Source organism: Bacillus sp. ISL-57 (assembly GCF_018613135.1).
GTDB lineage: Bacteria > Bacillota > Bacilli > Bacillales > DSM-1321 > Peribacillus > Peribacillus frigoritolerans.
This window is the reverse complement of the sequence record NZ_JAGGQV010000007.1, coordinates 225,078-247,988: the sequence shown is the minus strand read 5'-3', so window position 1 is coordinate 247,988 and position 22,911 is coordinate 225,078. Positions and strand designations below refer to the sequence as shown.

Annotated in this window: 23 protein-coding genes and 1 pseudogene; 20 read left to right on the top strand and 4 right to left on the bottom strand. The window is 41.4% G+C overall.

Annotated elements, in window-relative coordinates; translation table 11 throughout:
- Positions 1 to 246 precede the first annotated feature (246 nt).
- The 15 genes from panB to J7I90_RS12470 all read left to right on the top strand — a co-directional run bounded on the left by panB (position 247) and on the right by J7I90_RS12470 (position 14,898).
- On the top strand, positions 247 to 1,083 hold the full coding sequence (gene panB / locus J7I90_RS12540; protein WP_214772031.1) for a 3-methyl-2-oxobutanoate hydroxymethyltransferase: 837 nt from the start codon (positions 247 to 249) through the stop codon (positions 1,081 to 1,083).
- Positions 1,080 to 1,928, top strand: a complete 849-nt coding sequence (gene panC / locus J7I90_RS12535; protein ID WP_214772029.1) for a pantoate--beta-alanine ligase — start codon at positions 1,080 to 1,082, stop codon at positions 1,926 to 1,928. Before panB ends, panC begins: the two co-directional genes overlap by 4 nt.
- Before the next feature lie 24 nt (positions 1,929 to 1,952).
- Positions 1,953 to 2,336 (top strand): aspartate 1-decarboxylase, encoded by a 384-nt coding sequence (panD, locus tag J7I90_RS12530; protein ID WP_214772027.1) that lies wholly within the window; start codon positions 1,953 to 1,955, stop codon positions 2,334 to 2,336.
- A 160-nt stretch (positions 2,337 to 2,496) separates the two neighbouring features.
- Entirely contained in the window at positions 2,497 to 5,277 is a 2,781-nt protein-coding gene (gene dinG / locus J7I90_RS12525) for an ATP-dependent DNA helicase DinG (RefSeq protein WP_214772024.1), read from the top strand.
- 151 nt (positions 5,278 to 5,428) lie between these two features.
- Positions 5,429 to 5,599, top strand: coding sequence for a YpmA family protein (locus J7I90_RS12520; RefSeq protein WP_214772022.1), 171 nt, complete (start codon positions 5,429 to 5,431; stop codon positions 5,597 to 5,599).
- A gap of 18 nt (positions 5,600 to 5,617) precedes the next feature.
- Positions 5,618 to 6,094: a cell wall elongation regulator TseB-like domain-containing protein gene (locus tag J7I90_RS12515; RefSeq protein ID WP_214772020.1), complete on the top strand. Its 477-nt coding sequence runs from the start codon at positions 5,618 to 5,620 to the stop codon at positions 6,092 to 6,094.
- Positions 6,095 to 6,113: 19 nt separating this feature from the next.
- Positions 6,114 to 7,298: a pyridoxal phosphate-dependent aminotransferase gene (locus tag J7I90_RS12510; RefSeq protein ID WP_053535574.1), complete on the top strand. Its 1,185-nt coding sequence runs from the start codon at positions 6,114 to 6,116 to the stop codon at positions 7,296 to 7,298.
- A gap of 177 nt (positions 7,299 to 7,475) precedes the next feature.
- On the top strand, positions 7,476 to 8,153 hold the full coding sequence (locus J7I90_RS12505) for a GntR family transcriptional regulator (protein ID WP_214772018.1): 678 nt from the start codon (positions 7,476 to 7,478) through the stop codon (positions 8,151 to 8,153).
- Positions 8,154 to 8,261: 108 nt separating this feature from the next.
- Entirely contained in the window at positions 8,262 to 9,179 is a 918-nt protein-coding gene (gene hpaI / locus J7I90_RS12500; protein ID WP_063590708.1) for a 2,4-dihydroxyhept-2-ene-1,7-dioic acid aldolase, read from the top strand.
- A gap of 77 nt (positions 9,180 to 9,256) precedes the next feature.
- Complete coding sequence (hpaE, locus tag J7I90_RS12495) at positions 9,257 to 10,771, top strand: 5-carboxymethyl-2-hydroxymuconate semialdehyde dehydrogenase (protein ID WP_214772016.1); 1,515 nt, start codon at positions 9,257 to 9,259, stop codon at positions 10,769 to 10,771.
- A gap of 31 nt (positions 10,772 to 10,802) precedes the next feature.
- A complete protein-coding gene (hpaD, locus tag J7I90_RS12490) occupies positions 10,803 to 11,786 on the top strand; it encodes a 3,4-dihydroxyphenylacetate 2,3-dioxygenase (RefSeq protein WP_134782127.1) in 984 nt (327 codons plus the stop codon).
- 144 nt (positions 11,787 to 11,930) lie between these two features.
- Positions 11,931 to 12,113 (top strand): hypothetical protein, encoded by a 183-nt coding sequence (locus J7I90_RS12485; RefSeq protein WP_214772014.1) that lies wholly within the window; start codon positions 11,931 to 11,933, stop codon positions 12,111 to 12,113.
- Positions 12,114 to 12,321: 208 nt separating this feature from the next.
- On the top strand, positions 12,322 to 12,645 hold the full coding sequence (locus J7I90_RS12480) for a nucleotidyl transferase family protein (protein WP_214772012.1): 324 nt from the start codon (positions 12,322 to 12,324) through the stop codon (positions 12,643 to 12,645).
- A gap of 345 nt (positions 12,646 to 12,990) precedes the next feature.
- Positions 12,991 to 13,329 carry a DUF485 domain-containing protein gene (locus J7I90_RS12475; protein WP_053535567.1) on the top strand — a complete coding sequence of 113 codons (339 nt, stop codon included), beginning with the start codon at positions 12,991 to 12,993 and terminating at the stop codon, positions 13,327 to 13,329.
- 3 nt (positions 13,330 to 13,332) lie between these two features.
- Positions 13,333 to 14,898: a solute symporter family protein gene (locus J7I90_RS12470; RefSeq protein WP_214772010.1), complete on the top strand. Its 1,566-nt coding sequence runs from the start codon at positions 13,333 to 13,335 to the stop codon at positions 14,896 to 14,898.
- A 181-nt stretch (positions 14,899 to 15,079) separates the two neighbouring features.
- Here J7I90_RS12470 and J7I90_RS12465 read toward each other — a convergent pair whose 3' ends face one another.
- The gene (locus J7I90_RS12465; protein ID WP_214772008.1) at positions 15,080 to 15,949 is read right to left on the bottom strand and encodes a LysR family transcriptional regulator; all 870 of its coding nucleotides are present in this window, start codon (positions 15,947 to 15,949) and stop codon (positions 15,080 to 15,082) included.
- 163 nt (positions 15,950 to 16,112) lie between these two features.
- Between J7I90_RS12465 and hpaB the strand changes: the two genes are divergently transcribed.
- Positions 16,113 to 17,585 (top strand): 4-hydroxyphenylacetate 3-monooxygenase, oxygenase component, encoded by a 1,473-nt coding sequence (gene hpaB / locus J7I90_RS12460; RefSeq protein WP_214772006.1) that lies wholly within the window; start codon positions 16,113 to 16,115, stop codon positions 17,583 to 17,585.
- A 78-nt stretch (positions 17,586 to 17,663) separates the two neighbouring features.
- On the opposite strand, the gene J7I90_RS12455 is transcribed toward hpaB, so the two are convergent.
- Genes J7I90_RS12455 through J7I90_RS12445 form a run of 3 tightly spaced genes read right to left on the bottom strand, consistent with a single transcriptional unit; the run spans position 17,664 to position 19,641 of the window.
- Complete coding sequence (locus J7I90_RS12455) at positions 17,664 to 18,050, bottom strand: 5-carboxymethyl-2-hydroxymuconate Delta-isomerase (protein ID WP_214772004.1); 387 nt, start codon at positions 18,048 to 18,050, stop codon at positions 17,664 to 17,666.
- Between the two features lie 17 nt (positions 18,051 to 18,067).
- Positions 18,068 to 18,856, bottom strand: coding sequence for a fumarylacetoacetate hydrolase family protein (locus tag J7I90_RS12450; RefSeq protein ID WP_214772002.1), 789 nt, complete (start codon positions 18,854 to 18,856; stop codon positions 18,068 to 18,070).
- A complete protein-coding gene (locus J7I90_RS12445; protein WP_214771999.1) occupies positions 18,853 to 19,641 on the bottom strand; it encodes a fumarylacetoacetate hydrolase family protein in 789 nt (262 codons plus the stop codon). Before J7I90_RS12445 ends, J7I90_RS12450 begins: the two co-directional genes overlap by 4 nt.
- Before the next feature lie 156 nt (positions 19,642 to 19,797).
- Here J7I90_RS12445 and J7I90_RS27380 point away from each other — a divergent pair, with 156 nt between their 5' ends.
- The 4 genes and pseudogenes from J7I90_RS27380 to J7I90_RS12430 all read left to right on the top strand — a co-directional run bounded on the left by J7I90_RS27380 (position 19,798) and on the right by J7I90_RS12430 (position 22,910).
- On the top strand, positions 19,798 to 20,001 hold the full coding sequence (locus tag J7I90_RS27380) for a hypothetical protein (RefSeq protein ID WP_251025248.1): 204 nt from the start codon (positions 19,798 to 19,800) through the stop codon (positions 19,999 to 20,001).
- Positions 20,002 to 20,169: 168 nt separating this feature from the next.
- Positions 20,170 to 20,644: pseudogene (locus J7I90_RS27375) on the top strand (4-hydroxyphenylacetate 3-hydroxylase N-terminal domain-containing protein).
- Between the two features lie 163 nt (positions 20,645 to 20,807).
- Positions 20,808 to 22,100, top strand: coding sequence for an asparagine--tRNA ligase (gene asnS / locus J7I90_RS12435; protein ID WP_214771997.1), 1,293 nt, complete (start codon positions 20,808 to 20,810; stop codon positions 22,098 to 22,100).
- 114 nt (positions 22,101 to 22,214) lie between these two features.
- Positions 22,215 to 22,910, top strand: coding sequence for a DnaD domain-containing protein (locus tag J7I90_RS12430; RefSeq protein ID WP_214771995.1), 696 nt, complete (start codon positions 22,215 to 22,217; stop codon positions 22,908 to 22,910).
- The last annotated feature ends 1 nt before the right edge of the window (position 22,911 follow it).

Genomic DNA, 22,911 nt, shown 5'->3' with positions numbered 1-22,911 from the left:
ACCAAATTATATGAAAATCTGCCTTGATCCAGAGAACTGGACTGGGACGGAGGGATGAAACTTCTGATGAAACAAAGGGATTGACTAAAAAGCTAAGTGCTGTTTATTGATCGAATTGTGGCTTTACATGCCGTTTTTCGAAGCGAAAACAGATACTTTTTTAGTCAGTCCTTTTTTTGCGCATGAATGTATAGACACCAGTTTTCGCTGATGTTTTCATCTCCTCCATTAAAAGGAGGAAACGTAATGAAATTGTCCGGAGATTTTTTGAAGATGAAACAAAATCAAGAGAAGATTGTCATGCTCACGGCTTATGATTACCCGTCAGCAAAGTTAGCCGAACAATCAGGTGTAGACATGATTTTAGTCGGTGATTCTTTAGGAATGGTCGTATTGGGATATGACTCAACGATTCCAGTTACGGTGAATGACATGATCCATCATACGAAGGCAGTAAAACGGGGGGCACCAAATACATTTGTCGTGACGGATATGCCCTTTATGAGCTATCACCTATCAATGGATGAAACACTGAAAAATGCAGCCCGCATCATGCAGGAAGGCAATGCGGATGCCGTGAAGCTTGAGGGAGCGGATGATGTTGTTGAAAAAATATCAGCATTGACAAAGGCAGGCATCCCGGTTGTAGCCCATCTTGGCTTGACTCCTCAATCCGTCGGAGTTCTGGGGGGATATAAAGTGCAAGGAAAAGATGCAGAAAGTGCAGCACGACTCTTGGAAGATGCGAGAAAGTGTGAAGCGGCAGGGGCGATGCTAGTAGTTTTTGAATGTGTTCCATATCAAGTGGGGGAACTTGTCACACGAAATCTCGAAATTCCAACCATTGGAATTGGAGCAGGCGCAGAAACGGATGGTCAAGTCCTCGTTTACCATGATGTCATCAAGTATGGGGTAGATCGACTAGCGAAATTCGTAAAAGTTTATGGAGATGCCAATGAACTGATTGGCCAATCGATTACAAGCTTTGTGAATGAAGTGAAATCTAAAGATTTTCCGTCGGAAGAACATACATTCACGATGAAGGAAGAGCAGCTTTCTGAACTTTACGGAGGAAAAAGATGAAAACTTTTACATCAGCAGCTGATTTGCAATTGGCACTTAGAGAGGAAAAAAACAATCACAAAAGCATTGGCTATGTAGCGACAATGGGGTTTTTGCATGAGGGGCATGCAACCCTTTTGGAAAAGGCCCGCAAAGAAAATGATATTGTGGTATTGAGTATTTTTGTAAATCCGATGCAGTTTGGACCGAATGAGGATTTTGAAACATATCCGCGGGATTTGGAACGGGATGAAAATGTCGCAGCCAATGGCGGAGTGGATTATCTCTTCTATCCAACAGTCCATGAAATGTACGGAGAAGAACCTTCTGTGAAAGTTGTTGTCCAAAGCAGGACGGATGTTTTATGCGGGCGACAAAGGCCTGGACACTTTGATGGTGTAGCGACAGTCTTAACGAAATTCTTCAATATCATCCTTCCGGATAGAGCTTACTTTGGTAAGAAGGATGCCCAGCAAGTCGCCGTGATAGATGGACTGATCAAAGACTTCAATTTCCCTATCCAGCTTGTTGCTGTAGATACCGTACGCGAGGAAGATGGGTTAGCGAAGAGTTCGCGAAATGTGAACCTATCAGATCAAGAACGCATGGAGGCTAAAGAGCTGTACCAAAGTTTATTGAAGGCCAAAGAGGCGGTTGAATCGGGTGAAAGAAATGCAGCTACCGTCACGGCTCTAATTAGTGAACATATTACTGCCCAAACAAGTGGAGTGATCGACTATATTGAAGTCTATCAATACCCGGAACTTAAACCACTAGAATCATTGACAGGAAACATCATCATTGCAATGGCTGTAAAGTTCAAGCATGCAAGACTAATTGATAATATCACCTTATATATAGAATAAATCATAAGATCAGGGGGAATTGAGATGTTTCGAACGATGATGAATGGTAAAATCCACCGTGCAAGGGTAACTGAAGCTAATTTGAATTATGTAGGCAGCATTACGATTGATGAAGATATAATAGATGCGGTGGGGATTGTGCCTAATGAGAAAGTCGCCATCGTGAATAATAATAATGGTGCAAGGCTTGAAACGTATGTGATTGCGGGTGAACGGGGGAGCGGTGTCGTGTGTTTGAATGGAGCGGCAGCTAGACTGGTGCAGCCGGATGATATCGTGATAATCATTTCTTATGTGATGGTTCCAGAGGATAAACTGGGAGATCACAAACCAAAAGTTGCGATCATGGATGAAAACAATAAAATCATTGATTTAATTTCAAACGAACCTGCAGCTACGATCATGTAAGCGGAGGGCCGGCACATGTGCATGAAACATGCATACAGGTGCCGGTCCTTTTCGTCTTTTGATGAACGGCTTGTTTCCTTTATTACGATTATTATGGTATAAAAAAGATAAGAGAATTCCATCAGGAAGTGGAGAAAGCGAAGTTTGAGGTGTACAATTCATGATGCAACGATATGTAGTGGTCGATTTGGAAACAACAGGGAATTCTCCGAAAAAAGGAGATAGGATTATTCAATTTGCTGGAGTGGTCATCGAAAATGACCAAATCGTGGATGAATACTCGACATTCATCCACCCCGGACAGGAAATTTCCTTGTTTATTGAAGAATTGACCGGAATAAGCAACGAGACGGTAAAAAATGCACCTGACTTTGAAGATGTTGCAGAAAATATTGCCCGGCTTATAGAAGGGGCTTGTTTTGTTGCCCATAATGTTTTATTTGATTTATCTTTTTTACAGGAAGAACTAGTGCGATGCGGGTTTGAGCCGTTTTATGGTTCCACCCTTGATACAGTGGAGTTAGCGAAAATATTAAAACCAACATCCGATGGATATAAGCTGCACCAGCTGGCAAAAGAAGAAAACCTAGATCATTCCAGGCCCCATCAAGCGGATAGTGATGCATATGCCACCGCTTTATTATTGTTGGAATTGAAAAAAAAGCTGATGAATCTTCCAGTCATGACACTTAAACAGTTGTATCGATTATCTTATTCCTTACAAAGTGAGGTTTCCGAATTAATAGATGCTTGCATTGCAAGCAAACTTGCTAAAGCCGAAGTCCATTCGCCTGATCTAATTACTTATAGGGGCCTTGCCTTTAAAAAGGCTGAACAGGAAGGTGATCATAAAGACACGGGGGCTAAATTCCCGCTCGGCAATGATGAAAAAATAGCCATGCTCCAAAATGCATTCCCTGCATTCGAAGCAAGAAGCGGACAACTTGATATGATGAACCTGATTCACAATTCTTTCGAAACCAGCCAGGATGCAATCATTGAAGCTGGAACAGGTATTGGTAAATCGATAGGTTATCTGCTTCCGGCCGTTTATTTTGCAAAAAAACATCAAAAACCTGTCGTCGTTTCGACATATACGCTTCAGTTGCAGGACCAACTTCTTCAAAACGAAGTTCCTAAGCTTAAGAAAATCCTTCCTTTTACCTTTCAAGCCGTTTTACTGAAGGGGAGAAGCAATTATTTGAGCTTGGCAAAGTTCGAAAGGGCTTTGCGTGAAAAGGAAGATAATTATGAAACGGCCTTAACGAAAATGCAGATATTGGTTTGGCTTACTGAGACCGTAACAGGTGATAAAGATGAATTGAACCTAACAAGCGGCGGTCAGCTATTTTGGAATAGGCTTCAAAGCGATGGTCTTACATACGCCGGTTTAAAACAGCCCTGGCTTGAATTGGATTTTTTTGAACGGGCAAAAAAAACAGCTGCCAAGGCGGATATCATCATTACTAACCATTCATTTTTAATGACGGATCTTCTTACGGAAGACGCCTTGATTCCCAAAAAAGGGTATTTGGTTCTCGATGAAGCACACCATTTGGAACAGGCTGCATCCAAACAGCTTGGGAGCAGGCTAAATTACATTTCGGTGAAGACGATTTTGAACAGACTGGGGACATCGGATCAAAAGCAATTATTATATAAATTGGACAGGATGCTCTTGAATAACGGACTGACGGATGGAAAGTCTTCACATGAATTAGATCAAAAGCTTAGTGATTTTTCGTATGAATTCGAACAGCTTTTTTATTACCTTTCCAATCAGGCGGAAAAACTTTCACGTTCTGTGAGTCCAAAACGGCTTTCATTCAAAATGAATGATGGAAGATGGGGAAAAGCGATTCTTGTCGCTGAGCGGTTGGTGGATTTATTAGGATACATCATCACGGAGTTAGAGAAAAGATTGGCCCTTTTATTGAATAATGAGTCCCCATTAGGGAAAAATTCATTATTTCACTTGAATGATATCGAGGTGCTGCTTGGACATTTACAGGATACCAGGGTCTCCTTGCATGAGTTTTTCATCAAGCCCCACGAAGAAAATATTTATTGGCTTGATTATACGAATGCAGCACCTCAGCATGGGGTGACTTTGACGGTTCAGCCGATTGCAGGCAGTAAACGGCTATGGGATTCCTATTTCGGTCGCCAAAAAAGTGTGGTCATGACATCGGCAACCCTTGTGGTGAAGGATTCTTTTAAGTATTTTAAGGAACAACTCGGATTAGAGAATGAGCCGATCCAGACAGCAAGTTTTCCATCACCCTTTCCTTATAAGAAACTCGTAAAGGTACTGGTACCAAATGATCTGCCAGATATCAATTGTTTATCGGTGGACGAATTCTCCGAAACTGCAGCAAACCATATTATTGCTGCCGCTCAGGCAGCGAAAGGGAGAATGATGGTATTATTCACCTCGCATGAAATGCTGCGGGCAACCTATCATTCGGTCAAAGATTGTGGTGTTCTGGATGAGTTCACCCTGTTTGCACAAGGGATTTCTGGCGGAAGCCGGATGAGGCTGCTCAGGAATTTCCAAAACTTCGAGAAAGCGGTCCTGTTTGGGACAACCAGCTTATGGGAGGGCGTCGATATCCCTGGCGAGGATTTATCTTGTTTAATCATTGTCAGGCTGCCTTTTTCGCCACCGGATGAACCAGTAACAGCTGCAAAATGCCAACTTCTCGAGAATCAGGGGCGCAATCCATTCTCTGAGTATTCATTACCCGAAGCCCTATTAAGGTTCCGACAAGGTTTCGGAAGGCTTATACGCACTCCGGAAGATAAAGGGATTTTGGTTATACTCGATCGCCGCATCATCACTGCTAAATATGGAACTGAATTTCAAAAGGCCATTCCGAAAGTGGACTGGCACCAAGGCACTATTTCAGAAATGGCTGAAATGATAGAAGAGTGGATTTAAAGGATCTTGATAATTCATTAATCCAGGAATTTTTATGAATTTATAAAGAAAAATAACCACTGAGCTGGTATAATGTGATAGGTGGTAAAGCCTTCAAATCCTATTCATACCAGTGGTTGTTGACAATTTATTAAAATGGAGGGGCATTTTCATGGAAAGTAAAATCGAAGTAATTTCAACAGTCAGGTTGCAAAATTCTCCTGATCTGTATAAAATTGTGGATTCCTTGAACCGAACATTGAAAAAAGATGATTTGATGTTCGGTCTGGCATTGGATTCCCAAGATCAAGAAAAAGCGATATTTACAATTTATCGTACATAGAAAGAAGGAAAAGCAGCTTTGAAAAAATGGTTGATTATTGCTTCTATCCTAGTCCTTTGTTTTATCGGATTTGTCAGCGGGGCATATATTAAAGCGTTGCAGCCTAAAAAAGAGGCTGGTGATGAGGCTTTTAAAAAGGCAAAGGAAGAGGGCGGCCTTGTTACCATGGAAGAATTCTACCTTTATAATGGGCAGGATTCATACTCTGTCATCATTGGTAAGGGGGAAAAAGGGACTAAAAAAATAGTCTGGCTTCCTGAGGACAAGAAGAAAGAAATAGTAGTGGAAAACTATAAAGATGGTAAATCAAAAAAAGAGATCATGAACATTGTCAAAGAAAAGCTTAATCCTCAAAAAATCATTTCGGTTAAGCTAGGCATGGAAAAGAACGTCCCGCTTTGGGAAGTAACGTATCTTGATGAATCCGAGCGCTTTAATTATGACTATTATGATTTTAAAACTGGGGAATGGCTAAAGTATTATCGAAGCATTTAGAATGGAGGATTAATTTAAAATGAAATTAGCGAACCGTGTTCAGTCATTAACGCCATCAACAACATTGGCCATTACGGCAAAAGCAAAGGAACTTAAGGCCCAAGGTTTAGATATAATTGGTTTGGGTGCAGGTGAACCAGACTATAATACGCCCAAACATATCATAGATGCAGCACTTCTTTCCATGAATGAAGGTCAAACTAAATACACGCCATCCGCTGGTCTGCCGAAGCTAAAAGAAGCAATTGCGGCTAAATTGAAGCGTGATCAGGGCTTGGATTACAAACCTTCTGAAATTGCAGTTGGCTCAGGTGCAAAGCACTCGCTGTACACATTGTTTCAAGCGATCCTGGATGAAGAAGATGAAGTCATTGTTCCGATACCATATTGGGTGAGCTATCCTGAGCAAATCAAGCTTGCTGACGGTAAGCCGGTATATATAGTCGGTACGGAAGAAAATCAATATAAAATCACGAAAGAACAATTAGAACAAGCAATTACCGATAAAACGAAAGCGGTTATTATCAACTCTCCAAGCAATCCAACGGGCATGCTTTATTCCAGGGAAGAATTGGCGGCTATCGGGGAAGTTTGCCTGGCTCATGATATCTTGATCGTTTCCGACGAAATTTACGAAAAATTGGTTTATGGAAATGCTAAACATACATCCATTGCAGAGATTTCACCTGAATTGAAAAAGCAAACGATCATCATCAATGGTGTTTCTAAATCGCACTCGATGACTGGCTGGAGAATAGGTTATGCAGCCGGTGATGAGTCCATCATTAAAGCAATGGCGAACCTTGCTAGCCATAGCACATCCAACCCAACCACAACCGCTCAATATGGTGCGATTGCGGCTTATGAAGGTACACAGGAGCCTGTTGAGGAAATGCGTCAAGCATTTGAAGGCCGTTTGAATAAAATCTATGATAAATTGGTTGAAATTCCAGGTGTAAGCTGCATTAAACCACAAGGGGCATTTTATTTATTCCCGAACGTTAAACGTGCAGTTGAATTAACAGGGTACAGCAATGTCGAAGATTTTACGACTGCGTTGCTTGAAGAAGCCCAAGTGGCTGTTATTCCAGGTTCAGGGTTCGGTGCACCTGATAACATCAGACTCTCTTATGCAACTTCACTGGAGCTGCTGGAAGCAGCCGTTGAAAGAATACATTCATTCGTTAATTCAAAAATGGCCTAATTTATTATTAAAAACCTGCAGACTGAGTCTGCAGGTTTTTTTTAGTTGGATTATATTTCGACTCGTGAAGAAGGCGGGACTTTGCATTTATATATGCAAACAAGCATGTGGAAAATCATATATGATTTTTAATGAAAATCGATTGCAATCATATATGATTTCATATATGATGAAAATATGGAAGAGAAAAGCAAAAACCCCAGCAAAAAGCAACTAGCTTATGAGCACCTTCGTAAATTAATTTTGGATGGAACATATGGTTCTGGACAGCGGATCATTATCGATCAAACGGCAAAAGAACTTAGTTTAAGTCCGATTCCTGTCAGGGAAGCGATCAGGCAACTGGAATCTGACGGCCTTATTCAATATAAGCCTTATAGTGGAGCGGTGGTTACAAGCATAAATGAGAGCGAATACATTGAAACTCTTTCTGTTTTATCTCTGCTTGAAGGATATGCAGCTGCACTCAGTTCTTTAACCATGAATGATCATGATTTTGAAAATCTAATTAATTTAAACAATGAAATGGAAAAAGCCCTCCATAACTTTGAATTAGAGCTGTTTGGTAAATTAAACGAATGTTTCCATGCGGAAATTTATGAAAAGTCCGGAAATTCCTTTTTAATAGAGGAAATTAAACAGGCACAACAAAGAATGAATAGAGTCAGAAAGTCCATGTTCACCATGGTGCCGCAACGCGCAGTCCAATCGATTCGCGAACATGAAAGCATCATAAAGCTCCTAAAGGAAAAAGCATCTTTTGAAGAAATTGAATCATTGGTGAGAAAGCATAAACTGAATGCGATAAGCACATTCAAGCAGAGGGCGGAAACTAATCAAGATCAGGCACTTTGATGACCCAGGCTTTGTTTTATTATAGTCGATTGATTATTGATAAAAGCAAAGCCGATTTTTTCACTTGGATTATTCGGAATATTCAAATAACGAAAAGGTGGTAGAAAAATGTACGAGGAAATCAAAAGTCGTTTAAGAGGATCCATCGCACCCGTTATCACTCCCTTTGATGACAAGATGGAAGTTGATGTAAAGGCCATTGAAAATCTAGTAAACTGGCATATTGAAAGCGGTTCCCATGGAATTTCGGTATGCGGGACTACAGGCGAGCCGAGTTCACTTACGATTGAAGAACGGGAATTAGTGATGGAAACGGCAATTAAAGCAGCAAAAGCCCGTGTTCCAGTTGCACCAGGTACCGGATCTGCCAATCAGAAAGAAACGTTGCATTTGACAAAAAGGGCACAGGAAATGGGCGCGGATGCTGCTTTAGTCATCGTACCTTATTACAATAAACCGAATCAACAGGCACTTTATAATCATTTTAAAACCGTAGCTAATGCTGTTGATATCCCGCTGATCGTTTATAACATTCCCGGAAGAACGGCGACGAATTTAGAAGTGAAGACATTGGCACGTCTTGCTGAAGATTGTGAAAATATTATTGGTGTAAAAGAATCTAATAAAGATTTCGAACATGTGAACCGTGTCTTATTAAATTGCGGAAGGGATTTTCTCTTATATTCTGGCATTGAATTATTATGCTATCCAATGTTGGCTATTGGAGGGGCAGGACATATAAGTGCTACTGCCAATATCACTCCTAAAGAAGTGGCGGACATTTATAACCTTTGGGTGGAGGGTGATGTAGATAAGGCGCTTGACCTCCATTACAAATTAATGCCATTGAATGATGTTTTATTTAAAGAAACCAATCCAGGACCATTAAAAGCTGCGATGGGGATGATGGGGAAAATCAATCCGGCATTAAGGCCGCCTATGGGACCGCCTTCTGAACCATTGGAAAAAGAGCTGCGTGAAACCCTTCAATCATACGGGTTGATTGACCAAAAAATCCAGTCATAATGGCTAGTTGGGAAGATTGCACAAATCCAAACGATTTTTGTCATCTTCCCGAATTAATTTTTAAAGGAGGATTTATCATGCAAACCTTTCCCGTGCAGGATGTGAAGCATTACGTCAATGGTCAATTTGTGGATGGTATCTCAGGAAAAACATTTGAAAATCTAAGCCCTTTTAATAATCAAGCAATCAATAATGTGGCAGAAGGGTTTAAAGAGGATATTGATCAAGCGGTCGCCGCCGCAAGAGCTGCATTCGATAATGGCCCATGGAGAACGATGAAAGTGGAAGAAAGATTGAAGTACATGAATAGGATTGCTGATCTAATTGAAGAAAATGCCGAAGAAATCTCCTTTTTGGAATCACTGGATACAGGGTTGCCGATTAGCCAGACAAAAAAACAAGCGGCAAGGGGAGCGGAGAATTTCCGTTTTTATTCTGAAATGGTGAAAAGCAGGCTGATAGGAGAGTCATATCAAATGGATGACACTTTCATCAATTATACGATTCATAAACCGATAGGAGTGGCAGGATTAATCACTCCTTGGAATGCACCTTTCATGTTAGAAACCTGGAAGATCGCCCCGGCCCTGGCTACAGGCAATACATGTGTCCTTAAACCGGCGGAGTGGTCTCCATTGACTGCCAATAAATTAGCTCAAATCATTGATCAATCCGGTCTGCCAAAAGGCGTATTCAATATCGTTCACGGTTTTGGGGAGACAGCGGGGGCGTCCTTGGTTGCCCATCCTGAAGTCCAATTGATTTCTTTTACCGGAGAAACGACAACCGGCGCTGAAATCATTAAAAATGGTGCAGATACAATGAAACGTTTTTCCATGGAACTCGGCGGTAAATCACCAGCAGTCATTTTTGAAGATGCAGATTTAGAAAAGGCCCTGGATTCAGTGATATGGGGAATCTATTCATTCAATGGGGAGCGATGCACAGCCAATTCCAGATTATTTGTCCATGAATCGATAATAGACCAGTTCGTGGCAGAATTGAAGGCGCGCGTTCATCATATCAAAATTGGAAACCCAATGGATCCAGACACGGAAATCGGACCGCTGATCCATCGTAACCATTTTAATAATGTCTCCCGATATCTGGATATAGCAAAAGATGAAGGTGCGGAAATTGTAAGCGGAGCCATACCAAGTGCATTCAAGGAAGGGAATTTTATTGCCCCGACGCTTCTTTTGAACTGTACAAATGATATGACGGTGGCACAAGAAGAGATTTTTGGACCTGTCATGGCTGTCATTCCTTTCAAGACTGAAGAGGAAGTACTGAGAATGGCTAATGATGTAAAGTATGGGCTAGCTGCTTATGTTTGGACCAATGATATGAAACGTGGACATAGATTTGCTCAAGCTGTCGATAGTGGGATGGTCTGGGTGAATTCCCAAAACGTTAGGGATTTGCGGATTCCATTTGGAGGATCGAAATATAGTGGGGTAGGACGTGAAGGCGGCCATTATAGCTTTGAATTCTATACGGAAACACAAGTTATCCACGTGGCAATTGGAGAACATCACATTCCAAAATTTGGCGACATAAAACAAAATGCCGTTTCTTCTGCTGAAAAATAATCCGGGTTTCATTAAAAAAGGGGAGAATACTATGAACTTTTCTATTATTCGTGTTGCGAGAACGATACTTAATGTAACAGATTTAGATAAATCAAGAGCCTTTTATGTGGATGCTTTAGGTTTTATTGAAACGGAAAGAACGAATGACCACATATATTTACGTGGTTTAGAGGAAGCGCATCATCATTCGCTTATCTTGCAAAAGGCAGAAAAGCCAAGCGTTGAAGCAATAGGATACAAGGTTGAAAAAGAGGAAGACCTTGAAGGGTTGGAATCTTTCTTCCTGTCCAAGGGAATGAAAATGAAGTGGATGCAGGAAGGAACACAGCATGCACTAGGCAAGTCACTGCGAGTTCAGGATATTTCAGGATTGCCAGTGGAGTTTTTTTACAAAATGGATAAAGCCGAGAGATTACTGCAACGATATGATATGCATAGGGGTTCGAGGGTCCAAAGAATCGATCATGTGAATTGTTGTGTGCCAAATGTGCAAAAAGCCTCTGACTTTTATATGAAAGAATTAGGTTTTGCCTGCTCGGAAGATACAGTGGATGAGTCGGGCAAATTATGGGCAACGTGGCTACATAGAAAGCAAACGGTCCATGACCAGGCATTCATGAACGGTATCGGTCCAAGACTTCACCATGTAGGCTTTTTTCTACCTGACCCCCTTGCACTTATCCATGCCTGTGATGTACTGGCATCTCTTGGATATGCACAGTCGATCGAACGCGGCCCAGGAAGGCATGGCCTATCCAATGCATTCTTCCTATATTTAAGAGACCCGGACGGCCATAGAATCGAATTATACAATGGGGATTACTTAACATCTGACCCGGATACCGAACCGATTCATTGGGACTTGAATGATCCAAGACGCCAGACATTCTGGGGAGCCCAAGCTCCGGATTCATGGTTTGATGAGGCATCTTCTGTACTTGATATAATATCAGGAGAGGAAGTTCCTCTTAAAGAACCGATCCTGGCAAAAAGTAAGCCTGAATTCATCATCTAAATAGAAGCGGGATCTAGGATGAATCATGCAAAATTTAGGCAAAACATACATGGACTCTCATAGTCTTTTCAATAGGGCGCCAGTGCAAATGGTGAAAAGTTGATGGAAGACTGCAGGATTATGGGGGTTCCTTTTACTGAGTAAATGGAACCTTTCAAGAATCATAGGAAGGAAGATGGATTTGGCTATCATTCATGTTCAGCACCCACTTTCCCATCAGAAGCAGAACCGTATGTAGCTCTAGGATTTTTCGACGGAGTTCATCTAGGCCATCAAGAATTGATAAATCTAGCCAAAAGGATTGCCAAACAGCAAAATTTCAAATAGGCAGTCATGACTTTTTTTCCACATCTAAAGCAAATCATCGGAAACGATCAAACCCCTCAAACATACATTACTCCTTAAGAGCAAAAAGCAAAACTATGCAGGATTTAGTAGATACCTTGATAGACTTGTACTTCGATTCCGCATTTGCCCATCTTTCACCTTCTGATTTTATCGAGGATTTTCTATTTGGATTTAAAGCAAACATGCCGTGGCTGAATTCGATTTCCGGTATGGGCATAAAGGGGAAGGGAATATGGAAACGCTGAAAATCGAAGGTAAGCGATTTTTTGAAGTGACGGAAATGAAGAAATTAGAAATTGACCATGAAAAAGTAAGTTCCACTAAGCTTAGAAACTTGATTGCGGAAAGTCGGTTCGCTGATATCCCGTCATATCTTGGCTCATATTTTGAAAGTCAAGGGACAATCGATTCCGAGGATAATCAACACATCATCGTTACATTGTCAGAAGCATTCCTGACACCCCCCGCCCGGTGTGTATTAAATCGAAATCCATACCGAAGGAAATATTAATGAAGGAATAGCCCATCAAATGATGGACGGATCATTTCAAGGGAGTTGGCACTTACATTTCAATGATTCTCTTCCTTTGAAAGGAAAGAAGATTCATATCAAATGGAAAAGTGAAATAGATGAAGGATAGGCGAGCCAAGTCTATTGCCAAATTGCAAGCCTTCTAAAAGATATGGTCTGGGACAGGGCAGCAGTGGGAGCTTACTGCTGCCCTATTTGTAACTGTTGGATTGTAGGGATTTTGGGATGTAGGAAGAATTTGCCATTGAAGAATGCGGCTGACATCGGAGGAATACTACCAGGACCGTCCTTGGAAAAAATAAAGATCAGAAGAGGTGTGAAGAGATGGTTCGGCTGGAAAAAAAACTTGAAGAATCGGAACAAACTGATCTAGTGGATTATGAAAAAATTGTTGCCTCGAAAGAGTTTCAGAATATGCTTTCCGATAAAAAGAAGTTCGTCATCCCTTTTACGATTTTATTTATGGGATATTCCCTGCTTTTGCCCTTCTTAGTTTTTTACACAGATATCCTGGATCACCCTTTCATTGGGGACATAACATGGGCGTGGGTGTACGGTGTCTCCATTACGGTTATGTCTGTATGGGTTTGCAGCATATATGTAAGGAAATCTGAAAGAATCGATGAACAAATAAAAGAAATCATCGAGAAAGAAGGGCTTTGAATCATGAATTGGACAGTTATCATTCTCTTTGCGCTAATGTCGATGGGTACGCTTTTCATCACGTATTTCGCTTCCAAAAAAACTAAAACGGCAGGCTCCTTTTATACGGCCGGGGGCGGGTTGACCGCTAGGCAAAATGGACTTGCATTGGCCGGGGATTTTATGTCGGCTTCCACGTTTTTAGGGTTGATTGGGGCATTTTCCTTAACTGGATATGATGGATTTTTCCTGATGTATGGAGCACTTGTTTCATTTCTTGTCGTGTTATTCCTAGTGGCTGAGCCATTAAGGAACTTAGGGAAATACACATTGGCTGATATGGTTACTGCAAGGTTTAAATATAAACAGGTCCGGGGAGTGACCGCTTTTAATACCCTGGTGATATCAGTCATGTACATGCTGGGGCAACTTGTTGCTGCAGGTGCTTTATTTAAATTGCTTTTGGACATCCCGTATAATACCTCTGTCATCATCGTAGGTATTGTAATGTTGGTATTTGTTCTATTCGGGGGGATGACGGCGACGAGCTGGGTGCAGATCATTAAAGCGATCCTGCTGATAGGCGGAGTGTTTATATTATTCATGATCGTCATGTGGAAGTTGAATTTTAGTTTCATCGGAATTTTCACGGATATGAAAACAGCAACACCAATGGGTGCAGATTACCTGAAGGCAGGTATTAAGTATGCCAGTGGATGGGATGCAGCTTCCTTGTCATTGGGCCTGATTTTGGGAACGGCAGGTCTGCCTCACATTTTAATACGTTTTTTGACTGTCCCGAATGCACGAGTGGCAAGAAAATCGGTTGTTTGGGTGATGTGGATTATGGGTGCTTTTCATATCATGGTCATTTTTCTCGGATTCGGTGCTGCGAAGTTGGTCGGAACATCGAATATCATGGCCGCTAATCCAGCAGGTAACATGGCTGCACCTCTATTGGCCCAACTTGTGGGCGGGGACATCTTATTCGCATTTATTGCGGCCGTTTCCTTCGCAACGATACTCGCAGTAGTTGCAGGAATCGTTTTAACAGGTGCTACGGCATTTTCACATGATTTTTATAATGAAATATTAAAAGATGGAAAAGCGACGGAAAAACAGCAAATGACGATGGCTAGATGGGCTTCCATTGGTGTGACTGCACTTACGATTGTTTTATCATTAGGTCTGCAGGAATTCAATGTAGCGTTTCTGGCATCTATCGCCTTTACATTGGCCGCCAGTTCGAATTTGCCAGTAATCCTTCTAACGATCTATTGGAAAAAATTCAATAAAACTGGAGCGATAGTCGGTATGATGACAGGTCTTTTTGGTACACTTTTGCTCGTGGCCCTCAGTCCAAATGTCTGGAACCCGGTCCCTGGAGCAACGATTATGACAGGTGAGCCGATTTTCCCTTTGAATTCACCAGGAATCGTTTCCATTCCGCTTGGATTCATCGCCTGCTATTTAGGTGCCTTGGTCGGTAATCGCAGGACCGGTCTAAAAACGGTTGCAAAAGACAATTATAATGAAATCCTGGTAAAGTCCCATACCGGTCATGATGTTAAAGGTGTTTTACGACATTGAATGAAGTAAAGGCATGCCTATAAATAAAGCGCAGGTCAATGCACTTGTGAATGGATTTGAAAAAGCAGCCATCTCCTGATGGGTTGCTTTTTTCTTTTCAATGGATATAGAAATTCGAACGAATACAAAAGATTATTAGAAAGAAGTACAGGCGCACTAATATTCAAGGATAACTGGGCATTCATTCAGAAAAAGTTTCTAGGAATTTGACGGCGCCTTTAGAAAGGTAGCGATCTTCGAGCCAAATAAGGGCGGCTTCCGATTGAACTTCACAATCTATCAATTCGACTATTTTTATCCCCTGGGTTGAAAACGATTTGGACGTGGTACGTGGCATGATGGTAGCGCCTACTCCTTCCTTCACTAAAGATAAGATCATTGCAGCATCAGGACATTCACATACAATCGTAGGGTCAAATCCATGTCTTAAGCATTCATCCACTATAAGTTCGTAGGTACCTTGTCCGCTAACCCTATGCAGCAATAAGAGGGGATATTCCTTAATTTGTTTGAATTCGATCGAGTCTGGGATATCCCAACCTTTTGGGGTGACAAGCACAAAGTCTTCCGGCGGAAGGTTAATCGATGAGAATTGCTTACCGTTAATAGGAAGCCTTACAATGGCCAACTCGATTTCCCTGTTTATTAAGCCTTCTGTCAAACGGAACGTATCACCTTCCATTAACTTGAAACGTATGTCAGGGTATTTAACTCTAAAGGTTCTCATCCTTTGCGGAATGTAAGAAAAGCAAGTTTTTACTGACCCTATGGAAAGAGTGCCCTTTACCCCTTTACTGACTTCCTTCACTTCCAGCAGCGATTCTTCGAACTGGTTTAATAATGCTTCAGCTTTTTTATAAAGGACCTTGCCAGTTTCAGTGAGTTCAAGTTTCTTTCCATTCCGATCGAACAGTTTTTCACCGATTTCCATTTCCATCATTTTAAGTTGCTGGCTAAGAGGCGGTTGAGCCATATGTAATTTTTTTGCGGCTTTGGTTATTTGCCCTTCCTGAACGATCGTCACAAAATATTTTAACTGCCGGATGTCCATTATATACACCTCATACATATGATTAACATATACATATTGAATTTTTTAAGTATTATATATATATCATAACACATGGTATATTTTGTTATAGTAATTAATTCAATATTTGGAATTTATTTAATTGTAAGCGCTTTATCATTTTAGTGTTAAGGGGGATGTAATTATGCCGGCTAAAACAGGTAAAGAATATATCGATAGGGTAGACAAAGCAAAGGCGAATGTATGGATCAATGGAGAGCAAGTAAAAGATAAGATCAGTCAACACCCAGCTTTTAAAGGGGTCATGAAAACACAGGCCGAATTATATGATTTGCAGCATGATTCTGAGAAACATGACATCATGACTTATATTTCACCAACTTCAAACGAAAGAGTAGGAACCTCATTCATGCAGCCGCGGACTAAGGAAGACCTTGAAAAGAGGAGGAAAATGATTCAAGAATGGGCAAGACATAATAATGGAATGATGGGACGTTCCCCTGACTATATCAACAGTGGGATGATGGCGTACGGTACTGCAGCTGATATGTTCGGTACTCAGGATTCGGCATTTGCTAAAAATATGAAAGACTATTATGAGCTTTGCCGGGAAAAGGATTTGTCGTTGACACATACCTTGATTCAACCCCAGGTTAATAGGGGAGTTAGTGCCGCAAAGCTTCCGGATCCTTACATCGCTGCAAGGATTGCCGGCAAGAATTCAGAAGGACTAATTATAAAGGGTGCAAGATTATTAGCTACACAAGGAGGAATAACGGATGAAATCATGGTTTTCCCTTCCACATTGCTTAAACAATCAGAAGAAGAAAACCCTTATGCATTCGCCTTCTCCATACCAAATAATACTCCGGGGTTGAAATTTATCTGTCGTGAATCATTCGACTATGGCAAATCGCATTTTGACCATCCCCTTGGTTCAAGATTTGAGGAAATGGATACGATTATCGTTTTTGATGATGTAGTCGTACCTTGGAATCGGGTATTTGCATATGGGGATGTCAGCATTTGCAACCAGGCTTATAATGAAAGCAATGCCGTTGTTCATATGACCCATCAGGTGGTATCGAAGAATATCGCTAAAACCGAGTTCATTCTGGGGATTTTGCAGCTAATGGTGGAAACAATCAATATCGGGCAATACCAGCATGTTCAGGAGAAAGTCTCGGAAGTCATCATAGCGCTTGAAACGGTAAAGGCTTTCATTACAGCTTCGGAGGCAAATGCGAAAGTGGATAAGTGGGGAATGATGACACCCGATTTCACACCTTTAAACATAGCCCGTAATTATTATCCGAAGATTTACCCTAGATTCAGTGAAATAATGCAGCTTCTTGGAGCTAGTGGCTTAATGGCGATACCAAATGAAGCGGATTTCAATTCGGAGCTTCGACCGGATTTGGATAAATATCTTCAAGCCGCGAATGGTGGAGCGTATGACAGGGTTAAATTGTACCGTCTTGCATGGGATGTATGCATGAGTTCATTTGGATCCAGGCAAACGCTGTACGAAAGGTTCTTTTTTGGGGATCCGGTCCGTATGGCAAGCGCTTTATATAACGGCTATGATAAACAAGAATATGTGGACCGTGTCAAAGAGTTCTTGAACCGCACTGAAAACCTTGCAGAAATCAACTAAGCCAGGTAGCGGTGGCAAAGAATGTTAATTTAAAGGCCTTCCCGATGATGTGGAAGGCTTTAAATATGAAAACTTTGTTCATTTATTATATCGATTATGGATATTATTCTTTTTATATGTGCCAAAATCACTGAATTCCGCAAGTTCCATGGAGAGGGCAAAGTATCTTTTTGAAAAGAGGGATGCCAAATGGGACTCCAACGTTTCAAAAAGGTGGTCACATACTTTTGTTTTATCACTGTCCTGGCGTCCAGCGCCAATTTTTAGTATGGCATGAACAAAAGCATCATCCTCTGTACCATCGGCAACACGATAATGCTTCAATTCAATGGCTCGGGATCGAATCCCGCCAATCGGAAAGATGGTGGGATAGGATATCAGTACATCATTCACCTTTCTTAATAAGCCGTCAATCTGGATTTCATCTTTGATATTATCCGTATATTCAATAATTATATGAGGCATATGGTTAATCCCCTCCATTATTTGTTAATTTTTAGGTGGAGCCGATCCCCGTTTTCAGTAAATACATCGTCCCCGACTATTGTGCTAACGAGTTTTCCGATACCTTCAATTTCAGTGATGATTTCATCGCCTACAGCAGTATCCGCCAAGCCTTCAGGTGTGCCTGTCAATATGATATCGTTTGGACTCAATGTCATGAAGCTGCTGAAATATTCGATTAAATCAGCAATGCCGAAAATCATGTCTTTCGTGTTGCCTTGCTGAGTCAATTTTCCGTTGACGTAAGTTTTGATGGCAAGATTCGAAGGATCTGGAATATCTTCGGCATCGACGAGCCAGGGACCAATGGGGGTGCAGGTATCACGATTTTTGACCTTTAAATTTGGCCGGTAGTAGTTCTCCAGATAATCCCTTATTGCATAATCATTTGCAATCGTATATCCACTTACATAATTAAAGGCTTCTTCCTTTTTTATGTTCTTCGCCTTTTTACCGATGACCACTGCCAGTTCACATTCATAATGCATATAAGCTGCATCAGCAGGCCGCCTTGTCTGTCCCCGGTGGCCGATGAATGTATTGGGACCTTTTAAGAATGCAAGGGGTTCTTCCGGGGCTTTAAAAGCTAGCTCCTTCGCATGGTCTGCATAATTCAAGCCAAGCGCGAAGACAGTTCGTGGTTCCACAGGGGGAAGCCAGACAACGTCCTGCTCATTGACAAGCCGGCCATCCGCCAATTGGAGCTGGCCATGATATTCACTTGCTGGATGTATGGCACCTGCATAGGCTACACGGGCTCTCTTCATAAAATCCCCTCCAGTGATAATTTTTCCTCGGAAATGATCGTATTTTCCAAATAACCAATTTCGTCTATTTCTATCCTGACTTGATCATTGGCTTTGGCCAGCGGTGCTTTCTCAGGAACTCCAACTAGAAGGACGTCACCCGTACTCAAGGTCATGAAGTCCGTTACATCCTCAATAAGCCGGGGGATGGAGCGAATTAGATTTGAAGTTGAATTTTCTTGCCTTAGCTCTCCATTAATATATACACGAAGTCCTAAAGAGTCGGGGTTGGAGATGGATTCCTTGGATACGACCCATGGACCGATCGGGCAAAATCCATCACGGGCTTTATGGCGGATAGCAGGACGAAAAACGCTTTCATGAGGAATGCTAATATCATTGGCGATCGTAAAACCTTCTATATAATCCGATGCATGTTCTTTCTTGACTCTTGTAGCCGTTTTACTGATCACTATTCCAAGTGCCGCTCCGATTTCCAATTCAGGTATGCCGGCTGGAAGGGGAACTGGATTTGAATAAGAAGAAAACGTGTTTCTAGGTTTAATATAAAGGATCGGCCCTTTAGGAGGTTCATTATAAGGCGGATGGTCGATCTTTCCCTTCAATGCTTCCAATGACCCTTTATAGTTTAATAATGTTCCATATACCGTTCCTGAAATAGGGTTATCCAACTTGATTCGTGATACCTCATACTTAACACCGTTCATTAAAATATAGCGGTTCGACAGTATTTCCACTTCTTCTGAATAATCTGACTTTTTAAGCTTCACTCTTGCTTTTGCCATGGCACTCACCCCTTGATTTTATAATTAATCATATATGATATCGTATATGATTTTTTGTTTAAGTTCAACATTTTTAGATTATTCAGTATAATTAGACAAAAAATGTTAGAAAAAAGCTGAGTTTCAACAGAAAAATGCCTGGAATATTTAGTTAGTATGAAGCTAGGAATTCAAAGATTGTGGATGGGGGATGTTCGGATGATGAATAGCAAAGAGTATTTAGAAAGTTTACGAGATGGACAAACGGTATTCTTGAACGGTGATAAGGTAGATGAAGTGGCGCCCCCTATCGCAATTCTGCCAGGTAAATTGCGCAGTTATATGATGCCCTGCATGCCCCGGATACTGCACGGATTTTAACGGCTGAGACAGATGGAGGTCATAAGGTCATACTACCCATAAGTTCTTCAAGGCCTCAAAGAACGCAACAGAGCTGCTTGAAGCAAGGGAAGCCATACCACAATAGTCAAAGTTGAGTTATGGTTTCATGGGTCTACCCCTGATTACAAAGCTGCACTTACAGGATCATTGGGACCTTATAGCGATTTTTATAAGGGATTTGAAGATAATGCGAAAAGATGGTATGAAAAAACGACAAGGGACGTTCCCTTCTGTAACCATACAATTATAAATCCGGCAATGGAGAGGAATAAACCGCTACATGAAAATGAAGGGGGTATTTGTACGTACCGTGGAAGAGCGGGATGATGGAATAATCGTAAGCGGAGCTAAAATGGTTGTAACTACTGCAGCACTTACGAAATATAATTTTGTCACGAATCATTCTCCTGTCGATCTTGGGGAAGGAGATAGAAGCCATGCATTGATTTTCTTTGTGCCGATGAATGCGCCGGGATTAAAAATGATCAGCAGACAGTCTTTTGAAGAAACGGCTGCCAAGACAGGCACTCCTTTCGATTACCCGCTTTCTAGTCGCTTCGACGCAGTCAGCGTCCTTGATCATGTATTCGTGCCTAAGAGCATGGGCGTTCGAGAATGGTAAACTGCCATGCAATCTAGCGAATACACTAAAAAACATAATAAGAATGATATAAAAGGCATGGAACCTCCGCATCAATTGATTTATTTGCTTGTAAGCAGGGCTATGGGTATAATAAGTAGAGTAAATTCATTAGTAAGTTAAGTTATTTTTGGAGGTAAATTCCGTGAAAATTACAATAAAAGATGCTAGCAAATTCGTCAATCAAGAAGTAACCATTGGAGGCTGGCTTGCCAGCAAACGTTCCAGTGGGAAAATTGCTTTCCTTCAAATACGTGATGGCTCTGGGTTTATTCAAGGGGTGGTCGTGAAAGCTGAAGTGGGTGAAGAGATTTTCGCTCGTGCGAAATCGGTTTCGCAAGAGTCATCCTTGTATGTAACAGGTGTCATTCAAAAGGATGAACGCTCGCCGTTCGGTTTTGAATTACAGGTGAAAGATATTGAAATCATTCATGAATCATTGGATTATCCCATTACACCTAAAGCGCATGGTCCTGAATTTTTAATGGATAACCGCCATTTGTGGCTGCGTTCAAAAAGGCAGCATGCAGTCATGAAAATCCGGAATGAAATAATCCGTGCTACATATGAATTCTTTAATGAAGAAGGCTTCGTTAAAGTGGATCCCCCAATTTTAACGGGAAGCGCACCAGAGGGAACAAGTGAATTGTTCGCGACTAAATACTTTGATGAGGATGCTTACCTTTCACAAAGTGGTCAACTCTATATGGAAGCGGCTGCCATGGCACTTGGGAAGGTATTTTCCTTTGGTCCAACCTTCAGGGCAGAAAAATCCAAAACAAGACGACACTTAATCGAGTTCTGGATGATTGAACCAGAAATGGCTTTCATCGAATTTAAAGAAAACCTGGAGGTCCAGGAGAAATTCGTTTCTTCCATCATCCAATCCGTATTGAAAAACTGCGAGCTTGAGTTGAATACACTGGGCCGTGATACATCGAAGCTTGAACAAATCCAAGCTCCTTTCCCGCGCATTACATATGATGAAGCCATTAAGTTCCTTCATGAACAAGGATTTGATGATATTCAATGGGGTGATGATTTTGGAGCTCCGCATGAAACTGCGATAGCGGAAAGTTATGATAAGCCCGTTTTCATAACTCATTACCCAACCAAAATCAAACCTTTCTATATGCAGCCAGATCCTGAAAGGGAAGAAGTCGTTCTTTGTGCCGATTTGATCGCTCCGGAAGGATATGGAGAAATAATTGGCGGTTCAGAACGGATTCATGATCAGGGATTGCTTGAACAGAGAATCAATGAGCATGGCTTGAGCGAAGATGCTTACAAATGGTATATGGAATTAAGAAAATATGGCTCTGTGCCGCATTCAGGCTTCGGTTTGGGATTGGAACGCACCGTAGCATGGATCAGTGGAGTCGAGCATGTACGTGAAACCATCCCGTTCCCTCGTCTATTAAATCGATTATATCCTTGATTTCGTAATGAAGCGGTTATCTTGCCTATTGGCAGATAACCGTTTTTTGTTAAAATTATAAACTTATTCGATGGGCCGTATTCATGTTATACTAAACCAGAGGTGTCCAAAAACATGAATAAAGAACATTTATATGCGTGGTTTAAGGAAGGAACGATAACGATTCCATCCTTTTTGTTGACTAACTATAGTGCAATGGGACTAAATGAACAAGAAATGGTCCTATTATTACAATTGCAAAGCTTCATCGATAGAGGTAATCATTTCCCAGCACCCTCCCAACTTTCTGACCGAATGACATTGCAGGAAACGGAATGTCTATTCATGATCCAGCGTTTGGTCCAAAGGGGATTTGTTGAAATGGTGGTTGAGGGGAGCCAAGAAATCGGGCAGGAAAAATATTCATTGTCTCCACTGTATGAAAAAATGATGGACTGTTTCCTGAAAACCTTGAAACAGGCAGAGTCTGCAGAAATCCAAAAAGCGGGGGAGAGCCTTTATACGATTTTTGAACAGGAGTTCGGCCGCCCTTTATCTCCCTTTGAATGTGAGACATTGGCAATGTGGATGGAGGATGACCATCAACCTGAAATCATTAAGTCAGCTCTGAGGGAGTCTGTCATTTCAGGAAAATTGAATTTCCGATACATTGATCGAATTTTATTCGAGTGGAAAAAGAATGGCATTAAAACCTTGGAACAGGCAAGGGAGCAAGGACAAAAATTTAGAGTTCATCAAAAGAGGGACCGAAAGACGGAAACTGCACAACCATTGAAAGATGTGCCTTTCTATAACTGGCTCGAGCAGTAAA

Coding starts and splice junctions, on each gene's coding strand:
- hpaI (WP_063590708.1), top strand. CDS start 8,262: ATGTACGAGGAAATCAAAAGTCGTTTAAGAGGATCCATCGCACCCGTT.
- J7I90_RS12465 (WP_214772008.1), bottom strand. CDS start 15,949: ATGGACATCCGGCAGTTAAAATATTTTGTGACGATCGTTCAGGAAGGG.
- J7I90_RS12450 (WP_214772002.1), bottom strand. CDS start 18,856: ATGAAGAGAGCCCGTGTAGCCTATGCAGGTGCCATACATCCAGCAAGT.
- J7I90_RS12505 (WP_214772018.1), top strand. CDS start 7,476: ATGGAAGAGAAAAGCAAAAACCCCAGCAAAAAGCAACTAGCTTATGAG.
- J7I90_RS12475 (WP_053535567.1), top strand. CDS start 12,991: ATGGTTCGGCTGGAAAAAAAACTTGAAGAATCGGAACAAACTGATCTA.
- panC (WP_214772029.1), top strand. CDS start 1,080: ATGAAAACTTTTACATCAGCAGCTGATTTGCAATTGGCACTTAGAGAG.
- J7I90_RS12510 (WP_053535574.1), top strand. CDS start 6,114: ATGAAATTAGCGAACCGTGTTCAGTCATTAACGCCATCAACAACATTG.
- J7I90_RS12485 (WP_214772014.1), top strand. CDS start 11,931: ATGGAACCTTTCAAGAATCATAGGAAGGAAGATGGATTTGGCTATCAT.
- J7I90_RS12470 (WP_214772010.1), top strand. CDS start 13,333: ATGAATTGGACAGTTATCATTCTCTTTGCGCTAATGTCGATGGGTACG.
- panB (WP_214772031.1), top strand. CDS start 247: ATGAAATTGTCCGGAGATTTTTTGAAGATGAAACAAAATCAAGAGAAG.
- J7I90_RS27380 (WP_251025248.1), top strand. CDS start 19,798: ATGAAGCTAGGAATTCAAAGATTGTGGATGGGGGATGTTCGGATGATG.
- hpaD (WP_134782127.1), top strand. CDS start 10,803: ATGAACTTTTCTATTATTCGTGTTGCGAGAACGATACTTAATGTAACA.
- J7I90_RS12520 (WP_214772022.1), top strand. CDS start 5,429: ATGGAAAGTAAAATCGAAGTAATTTCAACAGTCAGGTTGCAAAATTCT.
- J7I90_RS12445 (WP_214771999.1), bottom strand. CDS start 19,641: ATGGCAAAAGCAAGAGTGAAGCTTAAAAAGTCAGATTATTCAGAAGAA.
- J7I90_RS12455 (WP_214772004.1), bottom strand. CDS start 18,050: ATGCCTCATATAATTATTGAATATACGGATAATATCAAAGATGAAATC.
- hpaE (WP_214772016.1), top strand. CDS start 9,257: ATGCAAACCTTTCCCGTGCAGGATGTGAAGCATTACGTCAATGGTCAA.
- dinG (WP_214772024.1), top strand. CDS start 2,497: ATGATGCAACGATATGTAGTGGTCGATTTGGAAACAACAGGGAATTCT.
- hpaB (WP_214772006.1), top strand. CDS start 16,113: ATGCCGGCTAAAACAGGTAAAGAATATATCGATAGGGTAGACAAAGCA.
- J7I90_RS12430 (WP_214771995.1), top strand. CDS start 22,215: ATGAATAAAGAACATTTATATGCGTGGTTTAAGGAAGGAACGATAACG.
- panD (WP_214772027.1), top strand. CDS start 1,953: ATGTTTCGAACGATGATGAATGGTAAAATCCACCGTGCAAGGGTAACT.